Source organism: Marinifilum caeruleilacunae, from assembly GCF_013141825.1.
GTDB lineage: Bacteria > Bacteroidota > Bacteroidia > Bacteroidales > Marinifilaceae > Marinifilum > Marinifilum caeruleilacunae.
Genome location: NZ_RZNH01000006.1, coordinates 49,997 through 68,780 on the forward strand (window position 1 = coordinate 49,997; position 18,784 = coordinate 68,780).

The window sequence follows — 18,784 nt, forward strand, 5'->3', positions numbered from 1 at the left end:
ATGAATAAGCCTTTGGTAAGTGTTAAAACCATTACCTACAATCACGAAAAATACATTGCTCAGTGTATTGAAGGAATCCTGAATCAGAAAACCAATTTCGATTTTGAATACATTATTGGAGAGGATTGCAGTACCGATAATACCATGCAAATTGTGCAAGAGTACGCAAACAAATATCCCAATATTATTAGGATAATTAGCAGTGAAGAAAATGTAGGAGCTACAAAAAACGACCAAAGAACAGACGAAGCTTGCATTGGAAAATATGTTGCTTTTTGCGAGGGAGATGATTTTTGGACCGATCCCTACAAATTACAAAAGCAGGTGGATTTTATGGAGGCAAATCCTGAGTATGGTTTGGTGCATACAAATTTCTCGTGCATAAAGGGTGAGAAAGTACTAAAGGGTTTCAGAGATGGACAAAACTTACCAACAGGAAATATTTTAAGTGAATTAATCAGGGGAAATCATATTGCTACAGCTTCTGTTTGCATGAGGAATGATTTATTACAGTCCATTCGAATTGGAGATCCAATCAGGAAAAACAATTGGAGAATGGGCGATTACCCATTGTGGATTGAAGCGGCAGCCAGAACCAAAATTCACTATATGGCCGATGATACAATTACCTATCGAATTCATAATACTTCGGCTACTCACGGACTTGATGTGAAAGGTGATTTCAACTTTTTTAACGATCGCTATGCCATTAAAAGACACTATATTAAAAAGTTTGCTTGTAAGGATTTGGAGCCATTTATAAATAAAATGTATCACAGAGAATTGTTGAAATTTGCCATTTTTCTGAAAGATGAAAAGTTGAGAGAAACCTGTCTGAAGTATTTCAAAGCATCCACAATGGGGGAGAGTTTTCCTTATTTAATGTTGTCGCAATACACAATTTTCGATCCCTTATACTGCTTTGTTTATACCACACGAAAGAAACTAAAAATGGTAGTGTAATTGCTAAAATGAAAAGCCATTCGAAATCATATTTCAGAAACCAGCTAAAAGTGGAAACCTTTCCACTTCCGGCTAGTGCTGCAATTATTCAGCCCTATTTTTTTCCATATATTGGATATTTTCAGCTGTTGTATTCGGTGGAGAAAGTGGTTTTCTATGATGATGTGAATTTTATCAAGCGTGGGTGGATCAATCGCAACCGAATTCTAATGAATCAATCGGATTTCATTTTTACGCTACCCTTAAAAAAGGCAAGTCAAAACAAACAAATTCAGGAATTAGAAATTGCAGATCTAAAATCATTTCAAAAGAAATTCAGGCAACAGCTAAAATTTGCTTATTCGAAAGCACCTTTTTATCACGAGGTAAGCAAAATGATTGAATCTGTCCTCGATACAACTTACAACAATATTGCTGATATAGCCATTGAGAGCGTTCTATCGGTTTTTGCTTATCTGAATATAGAGATTGACTGGATGAAATCATCCACCGAATTTGATCAAACGCATGGTCAGGAAAAAGCTGATAGATTGATTAACATCAGCAAACAATTGGATTGTGATACTTATATCAACCCGATAGGAGGCAAAGAATTATACAGTAAGGAATATTTTAAATTATCAGGAATTGAGTTGGGATTTGTGCAGACTGGGAACATTGAATACAAACAGTTTGATCATGCTTTTGTTCCATGCTTATCGATCATCGATTTGCTGATGTTTAATGATAAGGACGCAGCCAGTTCGCTTCTGATTCAATTTCAAATTGTATAGTGCTATTTTTTAAGCAGGAAATCATCATGAAAAATCAAAAAAAGAAAATACTGATTCTTGGAGGAACCTCATTTCAGGTGCCATGCATAAAATATGCAAAGGCAATGAACTATCATGTAATTACCTGTGACTATTTGCCAGATAATCCTGGGCATAAATATTCCGATGAATTTTACAATGTAAGCACAACCGATTTGAAGGCGGTGCTGAAATTGGCCAGAAAACTTGAAGTTGATGGAGTGTTGGCCTATGCATCAGATCCGGCTGCTCCAACTGCCGCTTATGTAGCCGAAAAAATGGGTTTGCCCGGAAATCCTTACAAATCGGTTAAAACCTTGTCAGAAAAAGACTTGTATCGCAGTTTTCTTCGCTTAAAAAAATTCAATACTCCATTTTATGGAGCTTATTCCAGTTTAAAGGATTTTGCCGATTCCCAAGAGGAGTTTCAGTATCCAATTCTTGTAAAACCGGTTGATTCGAGTGGAAGTAAGGGAATTAGCGCAGTAAATGACTTTTGGGAGATGGACAAGGCCATCACTCATGCCATGAAATTTTCGCGTTGTAAAAGATTCATTGTTGAGGAGTTTATCGAAAAGAAATACCCGCAGTTAGATGGAGATATTTTTGTGTACAATGGTAAAATTATTGCCTACTACCTGGGCGACCAGGGCAATGATGTTGAGGTGAATCCTTTCGTTCCTTCAAGTATCAATTATCCATCTTTATTGCCTAAAAATATCCACGTAAAAATCCAATCGGAATTGCAACGAGCAATCGATTTGTTAAAAATAAAATTTGGCGGATTTAATATCGAAGTGATTGTTGATGAGAAGGATGAAATATACCTGATTGAAATCGGAGCTCGAAATGGGGGCAACTGCATTCCCGATATTATAAAATGCGCAAGCAATGTGGATATGATTAAAATGAGTGTAGATGCCTGCATGGGAGTAGAACCAAAAATTCAAAACCGAAAGGATATCAATAATTTTTATACCACTTACGTGATTCATTCCAATGAAGATGGAAAATTTAAATCATTAAAAGTACATGAAAGCATTACCGATTATGTACTCGATATTCGCCTGATGGTGGAAAAAGGAGGCAATGTATACAGGTTTAGTGGATCGAATTGTACTGTTGGAATAGGTTTGTTAGAATTTCCAAATTTGCAGATTCGCGATAAAATGATGGATAAAATTGAAGAGTTTATTGCCGTTGAACTGGAATAATAGCAAATGGTTAGAGCAATTGGTGGATATTTCGAATTGGAGAACCGATTCGAATCGGAATATTATCCGAATTTAATTCGACTGAATACAGGTCGAAACTGCCTGGAATATATCCTTCGTGCCCGCGCATACAAAAAAGTTTATTTGCCCGAGTACTCTTGCGATGCAGTATTGGAACCCATTTTAAAATTGGGGCTCGAATACGAAAAATATCCAATTAACAAGCAATTAGAGCCAGTCAATTTAGTACATCCAAAAGAGGATGAAGCTTTCCTGGTAATTAATTATTTCGGTTTAAAAGGAAGATACATTACCTTTTTAACCCGGCGTTTGCACAATTTAATCATCGATAATTCACAGGCTTTTTTCGAAGCACCAATCAATGGATTTGACACCTTTTATTCGGCCCGTAAATTTTTTGGAGTGGCCGATGGAGCATACTTGCATACCGATAATGCTCCTTACATGGATTTTAAACAGGAAATATCCTGGAAAAGAAGCGAACACCTTTTACGACGCCTCGAAAACGGACCTAATGATGGATATGAGGCCTTCAAACGCAATGAAGAATATTTGTGTGGTAAGGAAATAAAACTCATGTCAGATTTAACCTATCGTATTTTATCAGGCATCGATTATGCTGCAGTAAAGAGTCGCAGAAACAGGAATTTTCAATACCTGCACCTAAAATTAAAAGGCTTAAATGGCATTACATTTAGCGATACTGATATCGATGGACCAATGGTTTATCCGTTTTATGTAGAGAATAAGAATTTAAGAGAAGAATTGATTCGAGAGCATATCTATGTAGCCACATATTGGCCAAATGTTTTGCAGGATACCAATGAGGATCAGCTGGAAAACAAGCTCACCAAATACCTGATCCCGCTCCCTGTCGATCAACGATATGGATTGTTAGATATGGACAGGATTTGCAAGTTGATCATATCATATTTGAACTCATGAAATACATTGAAATCGGTTTTTGGTTTCTGATATTTTTTGTAGCCTTTTATTTGAAAGCTTATACCGTAGGCGGACAGGAAATGGTTTACTTGTGGAAACTCCCTCTCTTGTTGTTTCTGATTTCGAGAGTAGTAGGTCAGGAAACCAGGTATGCCTTTTTGATATTGGCTTATTTGTTTGCCGCAAAAAACCTTGTGAACGTTTCATTCTTTAAATTCCCGGTTGATTCGATTATAAATTTTATCAAATACCTCACCATTCCTTTGTTTGTACATTGGTTGTATTTGAATATTAACAGTGTTGGAGCATTAAAAAGATTAAGGTTGATACCGGTATATATGGCAGCCTTCTTTATTATTTGTAATGTACCCTATTATTTTGGCGTTTTTTCGGCACCCGTTACCACCATGCTGTGGATGGAAGATACCAAACTCGATGGACTGATTGGTTTCCTGGGAGCACCACATTACACATCGGCAGTGCTTGCAGTTGCTTGTGTTGTTCTGGTCGATTTTCTGGTCAAAAGGCGAGGAGATTTACGAATCAATTTAATTGTAATTCCAATACTTCTGGTAGGTGTATTTTTCTTGTTTAAAACCTACACCCGAACAGGATGGTTAATGTTTGTAGTTGGGATTTTGGTACTGTTTCTAAGAAGAATTTCCTTTAAGGATTTAGGTAAGATTGCTGCAGTTGGAGTTGTGTTAGTTATTGGTTTATCGGTTCTGTTCCAAACCAATGAGGGATTCAGACGCAGAATTATGGACGACAGGGCTGGTCAAGAGGACAAATCGGCCTATGAAACCGTAGGCTCAGGACGTTTACAGATTGCAGAAATTTACCTGGAGAACCTATACCAGAGCAATTTTGTGACCTACCTTGTTGGAATGGGAATGGAAGAATCGCAAAGGAGGTATGAAAAGAAAGATGGAATGCCACTTTTTGCACACAATGGATTTATACAAACCCTGGTTGATAATGGATTAATTGGTTTTGCACTTTATCTGTTATTTCTAATTACATTATACAGGGCCATATCGGGCTCGCAAAGTAGTCATAACCAGCTGACTGTTTCGGTGTTTTTCATGTTTTTATCATGCCTGGCCACGCAGCAAGCCAATTACTTTTTGGTTGATGTTTTTCTGTCCATATACATCGGCATAGCATTAATCGAGAACCGAATTAACCAATATGTTGATTACAAGCGCAAGTCGGAAGCTTATGAAGATCTTGAACATACTGCTCCCGCTTATCGCAGATGAAAAAAACTCAAATGTATAGTTTTAGTTTAATTACCTTAGAAGATCTGAAAGAGATCAAATATTTCTCGGCTTTCCCAGGGAATCAGGCCAGTTGGTTAAGCGATTGGTATCATACTTTTAAAAGTAAAAACGACAATGACTTTGGAAGCCAAAAAAAGCCATATATCATTACCGCATATCATGGCAGTAAGTTGGTTGCCATTGTTCCCTTGCTGAAATTAAGCCGAACATATTTTAAGTTTTTTAAGTTGCATTTTGTCGAATTTTTAGGGCAGCAATGGTCGGGAATGGGCTACGATATTTTAAAGATACGAGAGCTGGAAGATTGTTTTGCTCAGGATCTTGTAAAATGGATCAGGAGAAATATTTCATATCACTTCTTGATTTTCAAATACCTGCCAAAAACCAGTCAGCTAAAACACCGATTTAAATTCTACAAATATGCAGGAGCTCCATTTATAAATCCGTTGACCTATAAGAACTACAAGCACTTTACACAAAATGTATACACCAGAAAATTCCGCGAAGATTTACGCAGAACGCTCAGGCGAATAAAAAAAGATGGTTTCGAAATGAGCGTGGAACAAAAACTGGTAAATGAAGAAAGCTTAAAGTTGATTAAGGAAATATCGGCAAGTAAAACAAGCGATGGAAAAGGCAATTTGTACGAAAGCAAAGTGAAAGCAGATTTTCACAAGAAAATGTACAAGAACATGCAATCGCAGGTAATCTTTATCAAGTTTAATGGAAAGGCAGTTGCCTATGGAACATGCATCGATTTTAATGACCAGAGAATTGGTGTTGATGCAGCTTTTGACAGGAGTTTTAGAAAATATGGAGTAGGGATTCATTGTATCGACCAGGTGATTCGATCTTGCTTTCGCGATAAGCTCACAAAACTTTCTTTTGGAGTAGGAATGGATGCTTACAAATTTCAGTTTACCAATTCTATAGAAGAATTTTACATGTGTTTCGATTTCAAGTATAGGCTAAAGTCATTGTTGGTACTGCCTTATTTTCATTATAGGATCAAAAAAATGAATCAGTCTGTTTCTTCGATCTTACAGAAAAACAAAGAGCAAGTAAAAGCTAAAACAGAAAATATTACAACCTCTAAAAACAAAATGAACTTTGTTCAAAGTATTGAAATGTAGAATGATATCGTAAAAAAAAGAAGCCTTTGATTATATGTATCGATTCGAAACAATTACAATTGAAGCACTTGAAAACCTGGATTACAAAGCAAATTTCCCCACCAATCGATTTGAATGGATTAGTTGCTGGTACGAGGTTTTTAAGAAGGTAGAAAATAATATTGTTGGGTTCAACAAGAAACCCTATATCATCACTGTTTATAAAGGGGAGGAACTAGTAGCTATTGTTCCTTTGGTAAAACTGGTGAGGAAATATTTGAAATTTATCCGTATATCCTTCCTTGAGTTTTTAGGGCAACAATGGTCTAGCTTAGGAAATGATATCATGATATTCGGGAAAGTTGATAAGCTTTTTTATCAAGAGCTGAAAAAATGGATCAGCAAAAACATTTCCTACGATTTTATCTTTCTAAAGTACATCCCCAAACAGTCTGAATTGGAAACTTGTTACCACCTGTTTCATTATTCGGTGGCTCCTAGTCTTCAATTGAATAATTATGAAGGCTATCAGGATTTTACAAAAAAAATATACTCTAAGAAATTTAGAGAAGAACTGAAACGGACTTCGAGGAAATTGAGGAGAGAAAATTTGGAATATACCATTGAGGTAAGGGAAATCAATCAAGAAAATTTAGAATCGATCAAGCACATTTCAAGATCCAAAAAGATAGATGGCAAAAGCTTTTTATATGCCAACTCGCAAAAAGAAGCATTTCACTTACAAGTTTACAAGAGTTTTCCATCTCAAATACTATTGGTCAAACTCAACGATGAAATTGTAGCTTATTCAACCTCAATTGATTGGCAGGGAAAGCGACTGTGTATCGATTCATCTTTCAACAGAAAATTCCGAAAATATGGCATAGGAATTCATTGTATCGATTCTTGTATCAGCAATGCTTTTGATGATGCCAAAGAAAAGCTTTCGCTGGGAATGGGGCACGACTCTTATAAATTTAGATTTTGTGATGATATCATTTATTATTTCATGTGTTTTGATTTCAAATTCACTCCTAAAGCTTTATTGGTGTTGCCTTTCTTGAAGTATCGAATCGTAAAAACTCATGAACAAGTACAAGCTCAAGTTCAAAAACTATCTGCTCATCTGAAAATAAAGAAGAAGACATTGCATAAGAATGGAAAGGAAGTGCCATTGCTTGCCATTGAAAAACAAATACTCTAAAAAGAATGAATACACTAAAGAAATACATAGCCGATATTTTAGGATTTGTTCTTTTACTGATTTTTGAAAAAAGCGCATTAAAAAGGTTCGACAAACAGGTTTTATCCATCTATTTTCACAATCCATCGCTTTTGCTTTTTAAAGGAATCATTCGCTATCTGCTTTCTAAAGGTTTTAGCTTTATCTCGGAAAATGATTATTACAAGATTATTAATGGAGAGAAGCAGGCAGAAGAAAGAAGCGCATTTGTCTCTTTCGACGATGGTTGGAAAGGCAATCTGAAATTGATTCCTTTTCTGGAGAAATATCAGATTCCGGCAACATTTTTTATTCCCGTAAGGCCAGTTATGACAGGTAATTTCTGGTGGGAATATGCACCGATTGTGATCAGTGAAAATCCAGATTTTACGAGTTTGGATGAACTTAAACAATTGCCAAACCATAAAAGATTGAGCCTGATTCGTGATGCAGCTGCGAACTACGACTTAAAAAGATCCTGTATCGATCTGTCGGAACTAAAGCGACTGAGCGAAAATCCATTAATTAGCATTGGTTCGCATACCTACCATCATCCAATCACCATACAATGTTCGGATGCTGAGCTGGAATTTGAATATCGGGAATCTAAAAAAGCCTTGGAAGAATGGCTATCTGTTGAAATTCAGTCCTTTTCGTTTCCCAATGGAGATTACAACCAGAGAGATCTGGCCTTGCTCAAACAATACAATTACAGAATGGCTTTTACGGTAAATCCGGATTTAGAAACAAATGCAATTTCTGAATACCAAATACCAAGAGTTTCTATCAATTCAAAGGGCGGGAAATATGAGAATATTGCGCGCATGTTAAGGGTATGGCACAGGTTCGTTCAACCATTACAGCACAAGCCCTTATTTGGATTTAAGCCTAAATTATCAGGAAGTTAAAACAATTAAAGCAGTGAAAGAGGTTCTATACATAGCACCGGGAAATCAGAACTCGAAGGGCGGCATTGGTTTGTGTGTAAACAATTACTCCAAATACATGTCCGATTTTAAAGTTTTGGTTACCCACCGATTTACATCCAGGCTGTTAAACACCATTTGGTTTCCGCTTTGTATTATCGAGATGTTATTTATCCTGATAAAGGACCGAGACATAAAAATATTGCACATTCATGGAGCTTCGAAGGGGAGTTTTTATCGCAAGTATATCTTGTTTGTGATTGCCAGGTTTTTTACGGGCAAGAAAATCATTTATCACATTCATGGAGGTGGATTTCGCGATTTTTACCTGAATGCTTCGAAGTTTATCCAGAAAAGGATTCGCTATGTAATTAACTCGGCCGACCTTGTGATTTGCCTATCGGAAAAGTGGAAACATTTTTACACCAGTGCATTTAAACCAAAACAAATCAAGATTTTAAATAATATGATTATTCCGCCTGTAAATACAGAGCGAATGATTACCAATGATAAATGTAAGTTGTTATTTCTGGGCCTGATTGGCGACAATAAAGGCATTTTCGATTTAATTAAAACCATCGCTAAAAATCGAAATCAATTCGAAGAAACACTCGAATTAAAGATTGCAGGAAATGGCGAAGTAGATCGTCTAACAGATGCAATTTCGAAGTGGAACATTCAGAATATTGTAAGCTTCGAAGGTTGGGCCGATCAAAATAAAAAGGAGGAACTTTTCCGATCTTCAGACATTTTTATTTTGCCATCCTACAAAGAAGGTTTGCCTTTGTCCATTCTCGAAGCTATGAGCTATGGATTGCCAATTATTTCAAGTAAAGTTGGAGGAATTCCCGACCTGATTCACAAAAGCAGGAATGGAATTCTGGTTGTTCCGGGAAATCAGCGAGCCATAAAAAATGCAATTATCAAGTTAATGAACAATCGAGATCTTTGCGAAAACTACTCACACAATTCAACAAAAGCAGTTGTTGATTATTATCCAGACCGCGTATTAAAATCATTATTCTCAATCTACCATGAACTACAGGGGAATAAGGGATTACTTTTTGAGCAAAATTAAATTCGGAAAAGGATTTGAAAAGGAATTAAAAAGAATCAAGGAGCTATACTCAATCAGCGAGTCCCAACTATCAGAATTAAAACACCAAGAATTTGTAAAGCAATATCGCAACGCCTTTTTACACTCGAAGTTTTATAACAAACTTTATCGGGAACATGGCCTAAGTATCAATTCGGTAAAATCTATTGATGACGCCGAAAAGATTCCCATCATCACAAAAGATGACATCAGGCATTGCGTTGACGATCTGTTAACAAGCAATCGGTTGTTTGTATACAAGGCTTTTACCAGCGGAACAACAGGTTCTCCATTAAAGCTGTATCGCGATTATCAATCGGTTTGTAAAGAATATTCTTACGGATATCATTTTCAGAACATTCATGGTTACACTTTAGGTGATAAAGTTATTTCCATTAAAGGGGATCTCGATAAAGATGAAATCTCCAGGTTCGATAAATCCTTGAATACCCTGCATCTGTCAAGTTATAACCTGAACGAGAAAAACATTCTAAAGTACTATGATTTAATCAGTAAGTTTCAGCCTAAAGTGGTGAAGGGATATCCGAGTTCATTACAGATTTTATCGACCGAATTGTATAAAAAAGGACTGGAACTTCATATTCCAATTGCTTTTACCTCTTCTGAAGTGTTGCACGATTGGCAACGCAGAATTATCGAAAAAGTATTGCATTCCAAACTTATCGATTGGTATGGAAATTCGGAGCAAACCATCGCATTGGGGCAGGTAAAAGAGGATTTGTACCAGGATGTTCCGCTTTACGGGCATATCGAAGTAAAAGAGAACCATATCATTACCACTGGTTTTATCAACAAATCTTTTCCATTGATTCGATACCAGGTGGATGATATCATTAAGTTAAAGTGTGATTCGAGCTGTATAAGGTGTTGTACATCGAGAATATTGGGGCGCGATAACCAGTATGTAATGCTTAAGAATGGACAGCAAATTGGTTTACTCGATCATGCCTTCAATTTTAACAATATTAAAAATATTCTGGCGGCACAGATTGTACAAAAGGTTCCCGGCGAAATCGATTTGAACATCATACCCGACTATAGCTTTACCGAAAAAAATAAAGCCGAACTCTTAAAGAATTTAACCCAACTGGTAACAGAGGATTGCACAATACATTACAATGAAATTAGCGAGGATCAAATTATAAAAACGAAGGCAGGAAAGTTTAACCTGATGGTTTCTTACCTGGATACAAAGGAGAAAGATGCCGCTACAAAGCAAATTTTAAAAGAGATTGAGTCGCCTTAATGGCAAAATAAGAAGACATGGCAGTACAGTTAATCAAAGATTTGATTGCCTATAAAATAAAATTTGGCAGAGCATTCGAGCGCGAATTGAGACGGATCATTGAGCTTGATCAGATGTCTAAAAATGAAATTTTAGAGCTCAAAAGCCAGGAGTTTGTGAAGCAATATCGAAATGCCTATTCAAATTCACCTTTTTACAAAGAACTGTACCAAAAGCATGCTTGTAATCTAAACTCAATTCAAGATCTTTCAGACATTAGAAAGCTACCTGTAATTTCAAAGGTAGATGTAAGAACCAATGCAAAGCAGATTCTTGCCAAATCGAGACTTTGCGTATTTAAAGCCTACTCGAGTGGAACCACAGGAACACCCTTACAGGTTTATCGTGATTTTTCATCTACGATAAAAGAATATGCTTACGGTCATTTTTTTCAGCAGATGCATGGCTATCACCTTGGCGATCGGGTTGTGTCGCTTCGAGGAACTCTAAACCGAAATACCTTTTCATATTTCGACAAAAGTAACAATGTTTTGTACCTGTCTTCCTATCATTTAAAATCCGACAGAATAGAGGAATACTACAAACTGATTAAAGATTTTAAACCAAAAGTAATTAAAGCTTACCCCAGTTCCATGCATATTTTGGCAACCGAGCTGCACCAGAAAGGATTGAGCCTCGATATTCCAATTGGCTTTACATCGTCGGAGGTTTTGCACGGATTTCAGAAGGAAATTGTTGAAAAAACTTTGCACACAAAAGTTTACGATTGGTATGGAAACGCTGAACAAACTGTGGCATTAGGACAGTTCGAAGATGAATTGTACCGCGAGTTTCCGCTCTACTCACATACCGAATTCGAAGATGATCATTTAATTACGACAAGCTTTATCAATTCAGCATTTCCTTTGATTCGCTATCGGGTTGATGATGTTGTGAAATTGGCTTCGTGCAGCAATGGTTTGTGTGTGATAAAAAAAATTGAAGGTCGGGATGATGATTATATCATTCTGAAGAATGGGCAGAAAATTGGTCGACTTGATCTTGCTTTTAAGCAGGCCAGGGAAATTTTAGCTGCCCAGATCATACAAGAGCAGCCTGGCGAAATTCAGGTGAATCTAATTCCTGATAAAAAGTTTGCATTAAAAAATCAGAACGAAATAGAAAACAACTTGCGTGATTTGCTTGGAGCCGAGTGCCAAATTCGCTTCAAAAAAATTGAAACCGGAGGGCTCATCAGAACCGAAAAAGGAAAGTTTAACCTGGTGGTATCGAAATTGAAATAGCTGTATTGCATGAGAAGTTCAAAAGAAAAAATATTGGTAGTTGGAGCTGGGCCACAAGCACTGTTTCTGGTTCGCGAGTTGAGTCGTTTGCAATATCATGTAATTTTAATTGGGAGAAAAAACGAAATTGCCATGCACTCTAAATACGCCGAGAAAAAGGCAATTCGAAGCGAGGAACATTTGGTATTGGAGCTTAATTCCCTGGCAAACACTTACCCCAAATTAAAAGCTCATGTTGCGAGTGGTTTCTATTTGGCTTTTCTGATGAACCATTTTCCAAGGTTTTTTCAATTGTACCAGGTAATGCCAGGACATAAGGCCTCGATTGAGCAATTGATGTGCAAGGCAAAAACCTACCAACTGGCTAAGAATACCGATGTTTTGTATCCGAAAAGTAGTTTACTGGCTGATGTGGAGAAGCTTAAAATGGTAAACCAGCTTTCTTACCCACAAATTGTAAAATGGGACAGGGACATATTTCTGTACGAGAAACCAAAATTTAAAACCCGCCTGGTAGGCAATACGGCAGAAATGATTGATCTGCTTAAAGCATTGAACGATGAGGAGAAGAATTCACTCCTAAGCCAGGATTTTTTAGGTGCCGATTTAAGAAACAATTTTTCTTACGGAGCCTATGTGGTCGATGGAAAGGTATGTTTGGATATCAGTGTAAACGAAGTAAGACATTTCAGATCGGGAGTTTCATCGGTTGTAGAAGAGTACACCGGAAAGTACACCAAGGAGATACAAGAGCAGTCGCAAGCCATTTTGGCTCAAACTCAATTTACCGGATTTCTTGATGTCGAATTCAAAATAAAAGATGGTAAACTGTACTTGTTGGAGGTCAATCCGCGACCATTTGGTTTCATAAAAATCATGAAAAAGAAATATCCCGAACTCATTCCATATGTAATGGGTCGAAAAGAAGTTGCTTACCGAAATCCAAAGCCTGTCAAGTGGATCAATGTATTACGCGATTTGGTTCTGATTATGAGAAAACCAAGCGAGGTTTTTCACATGCTTAAAGTCTTATTCGATTTTAATAAGCGAACATTCGATGTTTGGGACATTAGCGATCCGCTTCCATTTTTCTATCAAATGAAAAGATAAATCCCTATAGAGTTTTTATATCATGAAGCCATTGAATTTGTGTTTGAGTATTGACTATGAGCTGTTTGGTTCGGGAAGGGGAGATGTGTTTACCCATATCATTGAACCGACCAACAGAATGCTTGCCATCTGTTGTAAGAATGGAATTAAACTGAGCATTTTCTTCGAAATTGTTGAGTATTGGAAACTAAAGGAAAACTATGAGTCCGGCGAGCGAATGGGTTACGATAAAAATCCGGCAGAGGCAATGGCTAAACAGATTCGCAAAGCACATCAGATGGGGCATGATGTACAATTGCACCTGCATCCTCAATGGATAGATGCAAAGTATGAAAATGGAGAGTGGAAACTAAACATGAAATACTGGAGATTACCAGAGGTTCCTGATCGGGCCAATGATGAAATTAGCATGGGATTGGGAGAGTTGATCAGAAAGGCGAAAGAAGATTTGGAAGCGATTCTTAAACCGGTTAACCCTGATTATACCTGTAATGTTTTGCGTGCTGGAGCTTACAATATCGATCCATCGGAACGACTTTTAAAGGTGTTAAAAGAGAATGGTTTTATTGCCGATACTTCGGTGTATTATGGAGGGAAAGCCGACAATAACTTATCGCGTTACGATTATACAAATATTAAAAATGATGTTCCTTACTGGTTTACAAATGGCTCTTTGCTTTCGGCCAGTAACAATCATATGGAGTTTTTAGAATTGCCGGTATTTGCAAAACAAATCCGAAGAATAAGAAAATACGATTTGATAAGAGTGCGATCTGCACTAAAGAATAAAGCCAACTCTATCGAAAAATTTAAAAACAACAGTGTCAAAAAATCAAAGTGGGAAACTTTCAAATATTTACTGGATAAAGAGTCGATTACCTGGGATTTTTGCCTGTTCTCGAAATCGAAAATGAGAAAATTCTTAAAGGCGGCTTATCAGGCAAATAAAAGTTCAAATGTTTCCTTTCATCCTTTTGTATTGGTCGGACACCCAAAAGATTTTTATTACCCCGATGCCATTGATTACCTGGCAAGGAAAGCATCAGCTGGAAAATTAAAATTCTTCACAATAAGCGAAGTCATATCTCAAATAAAAAAAACACACACGCAAAAATGATAGAACAAAGTCTCGAACAACTTCGGGAATATATAGAAGGCCAAGAGTACAAAGGCTGGGATCCATACGATGGATTAAATTCCAAACTTTTTCAATCGATTCCTTTTTTAAACAAGAGTCGATTAATGAGGTTGATATGGATACAAGCCTTTAAAAGAAATCCAATAAACTTCCGGGATCTTACAGGGATTAAAAAAGCTTATAATCCTAAAGGTCTTGGTTTATTTCTTAGTGGTTATTGTAAGCTTTATCACATTGATCGCACACAGGAGGTAAGATCCCGGATTCTTTTCTTAAGTAAAAAGATATTGGAACTGCAATCATCAGGATGGTCGGGTGCTTGCTGGGGCTACAATTTCGATTGGCAGGCAAGGGCATTTTTCCAGCCTAAGGGTACACCATCGGTAGTGGTTACTTCCTATGTTGTAAATGCTTTATTGGATGCCTATGAAGTTTTGGGAGACAAGGAGTTGTTGCGGGTTGCAATCAGTTCAAAAGATTTTATTTTGAATGATTTACACAGAACCTACGATGGCAATGGCGACTTCTGCTTTTCCTATTCACCATTGGATCAGACTCGTGTATTTAACGCTTCCTTGCTAGGTAGTAAAACCCTGGCCAGAATCTATTCAATTACCAAAGAGGAGAGCTTGGCCGAAGAAGCGAAGCGATCGGTTCAATTTAGTGTAAATTATCAAAATGCGGATGGTTCGTGGGCTTATGGAACCCTTCCTTACCATCAGTGGATCGATAATTTCCATACCGGATTTAATTTGGAAGCCATGGCTGATTACCAAAGGTATACCGGTGATGAGACTTTTAATAAAGCCATAGTAAAAGGATTAGAATATTACCTGAATCATTTCTTTACCGACGAAGGAGTTCCAAAATATTACAACAATACCATTTATCCTGTAGACATACACTGTCCGGCCCAACTTCCCATTACACTGAGTAAGCTCAATGTATTTAGTCAGAATCTGGAACTAATGGAAAGGGTACTTGGCTGGACAATTTCAAACCTACAAAGTCCCGAAGGATATTTTTATTTCCAAGCGGGAAAAAGAATGAAAATCAAAATTCCATACATCCGTTGGGCACAAGCCTGGATGTTTTTGGCATTATCTACTCACATATCAGAAACAATAAAACTGAATACGACCAAAAATATTGATACTGCTTCGATTGTACTCTAACTGAATCAATCCAAAAAAATACCGGAATATGAGAAAACGAATTACAATAATGAATTCTCCGGTTGATGTTTTAACCATGCGTGAAACCATTGATTTAATCGATGATTCCATTCGCGAGAAAAGATCCATACAGCACATTGTGGTGAATGCTGCCAAACTGGTAAATATGCAAGAAGACCAGGAGTTGTATCAATCGGTAGTGGAAAGTGACATTATAAATGCCGATGGAATGGCAGTAGTTTGGGCAGCAGGATTATTGGGAAAACCTTTACCTGAAAGAGTCGCAGGTGTCGATTTAATGCAGGAACTGGTAATTCTGGCTTCAGAAAAAAAATACAGGATATTTTTCTTCGGTGGTCGGGAAGAAGTGGTTTCCGAGGTCGTTAGAAAATACAAATCGGTATTTGGAGAGGAAATTATTGCCGGTTATCGAAACGGGTATTTTCAAAAAGAAGAAGAGTCGAAAATTGCAGAGCAAATTGCTGATTCGAAAGCTGATATTTTGTTTGTAGCCATTAGTTCTCCTACCAAGGAAATTTTTCTAAATACCTATAAAGAACAGCTTAAAGTTCCATTTATAATGGGTGTTGGAGGATCATTTGATGTGGTAGCCGGTAAAGTAAGACGAGCACCCAAATGGATGCAAAAATCGGGACTTGAATGGTTTTATCGATTCTTGCAGGAACCCGGCAGAATGTGGAAAAGATACCTGGTTACCAATTCGAAATTTATCTATTACGTGCTGAAAGAGAGAATCAGAAGTATGATTTGAAGTTCATAACTAAAACAATATGATTTAGATCTTAAAACCGAAAATACAATTCACTTTAAAACCTTAATAAACCAACCATGATTAAAGGACGAGAAAAAACTTTGGCCAGGATAAGCACCATTGTACAGGTGGCTTTATCCTTAGGCTGCTACTGGCTTGTTGCCTGGGCAACAAACAACTACTTGCGGCCTGTTGAAATTGCAGCTCACGATACCAATATCATTTACCTGATGATTATTGCAATTTGGTATACGATGATTAAAGAATTCAACCTGGGAAAAATGTTGAGAGTAAAAACTTACTCGGAACTCTTTGCTGAATATTTTGCCATGGTATTTTTAAGCTCTGGCTTACTATACCTGGGAAGCCTGTTCCTAACCGATACAGTTCCTTTCCTCATTTTGGCACTATTCGCCTGTTTAAATATGACTCTGCTGTTTGGTTTCAGAATGATGAGTTATACCATTTTCAAAAAAATAAGGGGAAAAGGATACAATACGCGCAATGTTTTAATTGTTGCCGATGATGAATCGTACCTGCATTTTATTGACCGGATGTTGTTTATTCGCGACTGGGGCTACAGGGTATGGGCCATTATGTCGGATGGGAAACACATCAAAAACAAGTACGATTCGCATGTAAGAGTACTGCATGAGCATTTTCAGTTGAATGAAATTATTGATGCCAATGTAGTTGATGAGGTGATTTACTGCAAAGGTAAATTCAATAACGATGAGGTGCGTGCACTGATTTATGCTTGTTCGGAAGTTGGTGTAACCTTTAGGGTGTATTCCGAATTGTTAAGCGTAGTAAGCATGCGTTCTCACCTCACTTATTTTAAGGAGCTTCCTTTTCTTACTTTTGCAAACAATACCAAGAACTACTTTGCTTTAAAGGTGAAGGAGATCCTGGATTTCGTATTCTCTTTCCTTATCGTTGTACTGATATCTCCTGTATTAATTGGAATAGCTATTGCCATTAAAATTGAGGATGGTGGTTCAATTTTCTTTAAGCAGGAAAGAGTAGGATTAAATGGAAGACTGTTTAAATGTCTGAAATTTAGAACTATGGTTGAGAATGCAGAAGCCCTTCGCGTGAAACTCGAAAACCTGAACGAACAATCGGGACCTGTTTTCAAAATTAAAAATGATCCGAGGGTAACTCGTGTAGGACGATTTCTAAGAAAAACATCACTCGATGAATTGCCTCAATTCTTTAATGTTTTAAAAGGTGAAATGTCCATTGTAGGTCCACGTCCGCCAATTCCATCAGAAGTGCAACAATACCAGCGCTGGCAGCGTCGTCGTTTAAGCATGAAACCCGGTATTACATGTATCTGGCAAGTGTCGGGTCGAAACAATATTCCATTCGACGAGTGGATGAGATTGGACATGATGTACATCGATACATGGTCCTTAAAATTAGATCTCATGTTATTCATCAGCACCATTAAGGTAGTGCTTACCGGAGATGGACAGTAAGCCGTGAATAGTTATCAGTAAAAAAATAATATAAATCTCAGATGGCATGCAAACAAAACTTTGTATGTGTAATTGAGCAGCCATAAGAAGCATTCCTGGATGGAAGGTAATTGGCTGTATCGTAAAGAAATAAACCACTATTAATAATTACTCATTCATAATTATTAATTCAAAAAACCAAGACCATGAAAAGAAAAATGATTATCCTTATGAACCTTATTATAGTAATGGGGCTCATATCCTGTCGATCGAACCAGGATTTAGTTTATATGCAGGATGTTGATGCAGAGGTGTTAGCACCCGAATTTGTGACAAAAGTACCTGAGTACCTGATCAAAACGAACGACAATTTGTATGTCAGTATCAAATCCATGAATCCTGAGATCAATCAGCTGTACAACCCTGCACAAAGCATAGGTCAGCAGGGAACTCAGAATCTTTACAGTCAGCTTCCCGATCAGTATTTGAATGGATACCAGGTAGATTCGAATGGAAATATTTCACTGCCAATAATTGGAAATGTTGGTGTTGCAGGATTAAGTCAGCGACAAGCACAGGATAAAGTGCAGGAACATGCCGACGAGTACCTGAAAGATGCCAGTGTGAAGGTGAAACTATTAAATTTTAGAGTCACAGTAATGGGAGAAGTAGCAACACCCGGTGTTTATTACAATTACAATAAAAGCCTGAGTATTTTAGAGGCAATTAGTATGGCCAATGGAATTACCGATCACGCTAAAATTAATCGTGTATTGGTGGTGCGAACCACTGATAAGGAGAGCAAAACATATCGAATCGATCTGACGAATAAGAACTTCTTAAAATCGGAAGCATTCTTTCTGCAGCCTAACGATGTTGTGTATGTTGAGCCCCATAAGATTAAAAATACAGACATGAACTCTAATGTTTACAGCCTGTTGTTGTCAACCGTTTCAACAGCAGTTCTGATTACCAGTTTAATTATCTCCAATTAAGATAAAGTTGT

Annotated in this window: 17 protein-coding genes; all 17 read left to right on the forward strand. The window is 37.2% G+C overall.

Features of this window, described 5'->3' with window-relative positions; all coding sequences use genetic code 11:
* The 17 genes from ELS83_RS05600 to ELS83_RS05680 all read left to right on the forward strand — a co-directional run bounded on the left by ELS83_RS05600 (position 1) and on the right by ELS83_RS05680 (position 18,773).
* On the forward strand, positions 1 to 963 hold the full coding sequence (locus ELS83_RS05600; RefSeq protein WP_171594551.1) for a glycosyltransferase: 963 nt from the start codon (positions 1 to 3) through the stop codon (positions 961 to 963).
* Between the two features lie 50 nt (positions 964 to 1,013).
* Positions 1,014 to 1,736, forward strand: a complete 723-nt coding sequence (locus ELS83_RS05605; protein WP_171594552.1) for a WbqC family protein — start codon at positions 1,014 to 1,016, stop codon at positions 1,734 to 1,736.
* A gap of 26 nt (positions 1,737 to 1,762) precedes the next feature.
* Positions 1,763 to 2,968: an ATP-grasp domain-containing protein gene (locus tag ELS83_RS05610; RefSeq protein ID WP_171594553.1), complete on the forward strand. Its 1,206-nt coding sequence runs from the start codon at positions 1,763 to 1,765 to the stop codon at positions 2,966 to 2,968.
* A 6-nt stretch (positions 2,969 to 2,974) separates the two neighbouring features.
* The gene (locus ELS83_RS05615) at positions 2,975 to 3,934 is read left to right on the forward strand and encodes a hypothetical protein (protein WP_171594554.1); all 960 of its coding nucleotides are present in this window, start codon (positions 2,975 to 2,977) and stop codon (positions 3,932 to 3,934) included.
* The gene (locus ELS83_RS05620) at positions 3,931 to 5,196 is read left to right on the forward strand and encodes an O-antigen ligase family protein (RefSeq protein WP_171594555.1); all 1,266 of its coding nucleotides are present in this window, start codon (positions 3,931 to 3,933) and stop codon (positions 5,194 to 5,196) included. Before ELS83_RS05615 ends, ELS83_RS05620 begins: the two co-directional genes overlap by 4 nt.
* 11 nt (positions 5,197 to 5,207) lie before the next feature.
* The gene (locus ELS83_RS05625) at positions 5,208 to 6,350 is read left to right on the forward strand and encodes a GNAT family N-acetyltransferase (protein ID WP_171594556.1); all 1,143 of its coding nucleotides are present in this window, start codon (positions 5,208 to 5,210) and stop codon (positions 6,348 to 6,350) included.
* A 34-nt stretch (positions 6,351 to 6,384) separates the two neighbouring features.
* The gene (locus tag ELS83_RS05630) at positions 6,385 to 7,533 is read left to right on the forward strand and encodes a GNAT family N-acetyltransferase (protein ID WP_171594557.1); all 1,149 of its coding nucleotides are present in this window, start codon (positions 6,385 to 6,387) and stop codon (positions 7,531 to 7,533) included.
* Between the two features lie 5 nt (positions 7,534 to 7,538).
* A complete protein-coding gene (locus ELS83_RS05635; RefSeq protein ID WP_171594558.1) occupies positions 7,539 to 8,459 on the forward strand; it encodes a polysaccharide deacetylase family protein in 921 nt (306 codons plus the stop codon).
* Between the two features lie 13 nt (positions 8,460 to 8,472).
* Positions 8,473 to 9,555, forward strand: a complete 1,083-nt coding sequence (locus tag ELS83_RS05640; RefSeq protein ID WP_171594559.1) for a glycosyltransferase — start codon at positions 8,473 to 8,475, stop codon at positions 9,553 to 9,555.
* The gene (locus ELS83_RS05645) at positions 9,542 to 10,840 is read left to right on the forward strand and encodes a phenylacetate--CoA ligase family protein (RefSeq protein ID WP_171594560.1); all 1,299 of its coding nucleotides are present in this window, start codon (positions 9,542 to 9,544) and stop codon (positions 10,838 to 10,840) included. The genes ELS83_RS05640 and ELS83_RS05645 overlap by 14 nt, the downstream gene beginning before the upstream one ends.
* Before the next feature lie 17 nt (positions 10,841 to 10,857).
* Positions 10,858 to 12,123 carry a phenylacetate--CoA ligase family protein gene (locus ELS83_RS05650; RefSeq protein WP_171594561.1) on the forward strand — a complete coding sequence of 422 codons (1,266 nt, stop codon included), beginning with the start codon at positions 10,858 to 10,860 and terminating at the stop codon, positions 12,121 to 12,123.
* A 9-nt stretch (positions 12,124 to 12,132) separates the two neighbouring features.
* Positions 12,133 to 13,233 (forward strand): hypothetical protein, encoded by a 1,101-nt coding sequence (locus ELS83_RS05655; RefSeq protein ID WP_171594562.1) that lies wholly within the window; start codon positions 12,133 to 12,135, stop codon positions 13,231 to 13,233.
* A gap of 22 nt (positions 13,234 to 13,255) precedes the next feature.
* Positions 13,256 to 14,350 carry a polysaccharide deacetylase family protein gene (locus ELS83_RS05660; protein WP_171594563.1) on the forward strand — a complete coding sequence of 365 codons (1,095 nt, stop codon included), beginning with the start codon at positions 13,256 to 13,258 and terminating at the stop codon, positions 14,348 to 14,350.
* Entirely contained in the window at positions 14,347 to 15,546 is a 1,200-nt protein-coding gene (locus ELS83_RS05665; RefSeq protein WP_171594564.1) for a glycoside hydrolase family protein, read from the forward strand. The genes ELS83_RS05660 and ELS83_RS05665 overlap by 4 nt, the downstream gene beginning before the upstream one ends.
* Positions 15,547 to 15,574: 28 nt before the next feature.
* Entirely contained in the window at positions 15,575 to 16,318 is a 744-nt protein-coding gene (locus ELS83_RS05670; RefSeq protein WP_171594565.1) for a WecB/TagA/CpsF family glycosyltransferase, read from the forward strand.
* A gap of 77 nt (positions 16,319 to 16,395) precedes the next feature.
* On the forward strand, positions 16,396 to 17,799 hold the full coding sequence (locus ELS83_RS05675) for a sugar transferase (protein ID WP_171594566.1): 1,404 nt from the start codon (positions 16,396 to 16,398) through the stop codon (positions 17,797 to 17,799).
* A 209-nt stretch (positions 17,800 to 18,008) separates the two neighbouring features.
* Positions 18,009 to 18,773 (forward strand): polysaccharide biosynthesis/export family protein, encoded by a 765-nt coding sequence (locus ELS83_RS05680; RefSeq protein ID WP_171594567.1) that lies wholly within the window; start codon positions 18,009 to 18,011, stop codon positions 18,771 to 18,773.
* The last annotated feature ends 11 nt before the right edge of the window (positions 18,774 to 18,784 follow it).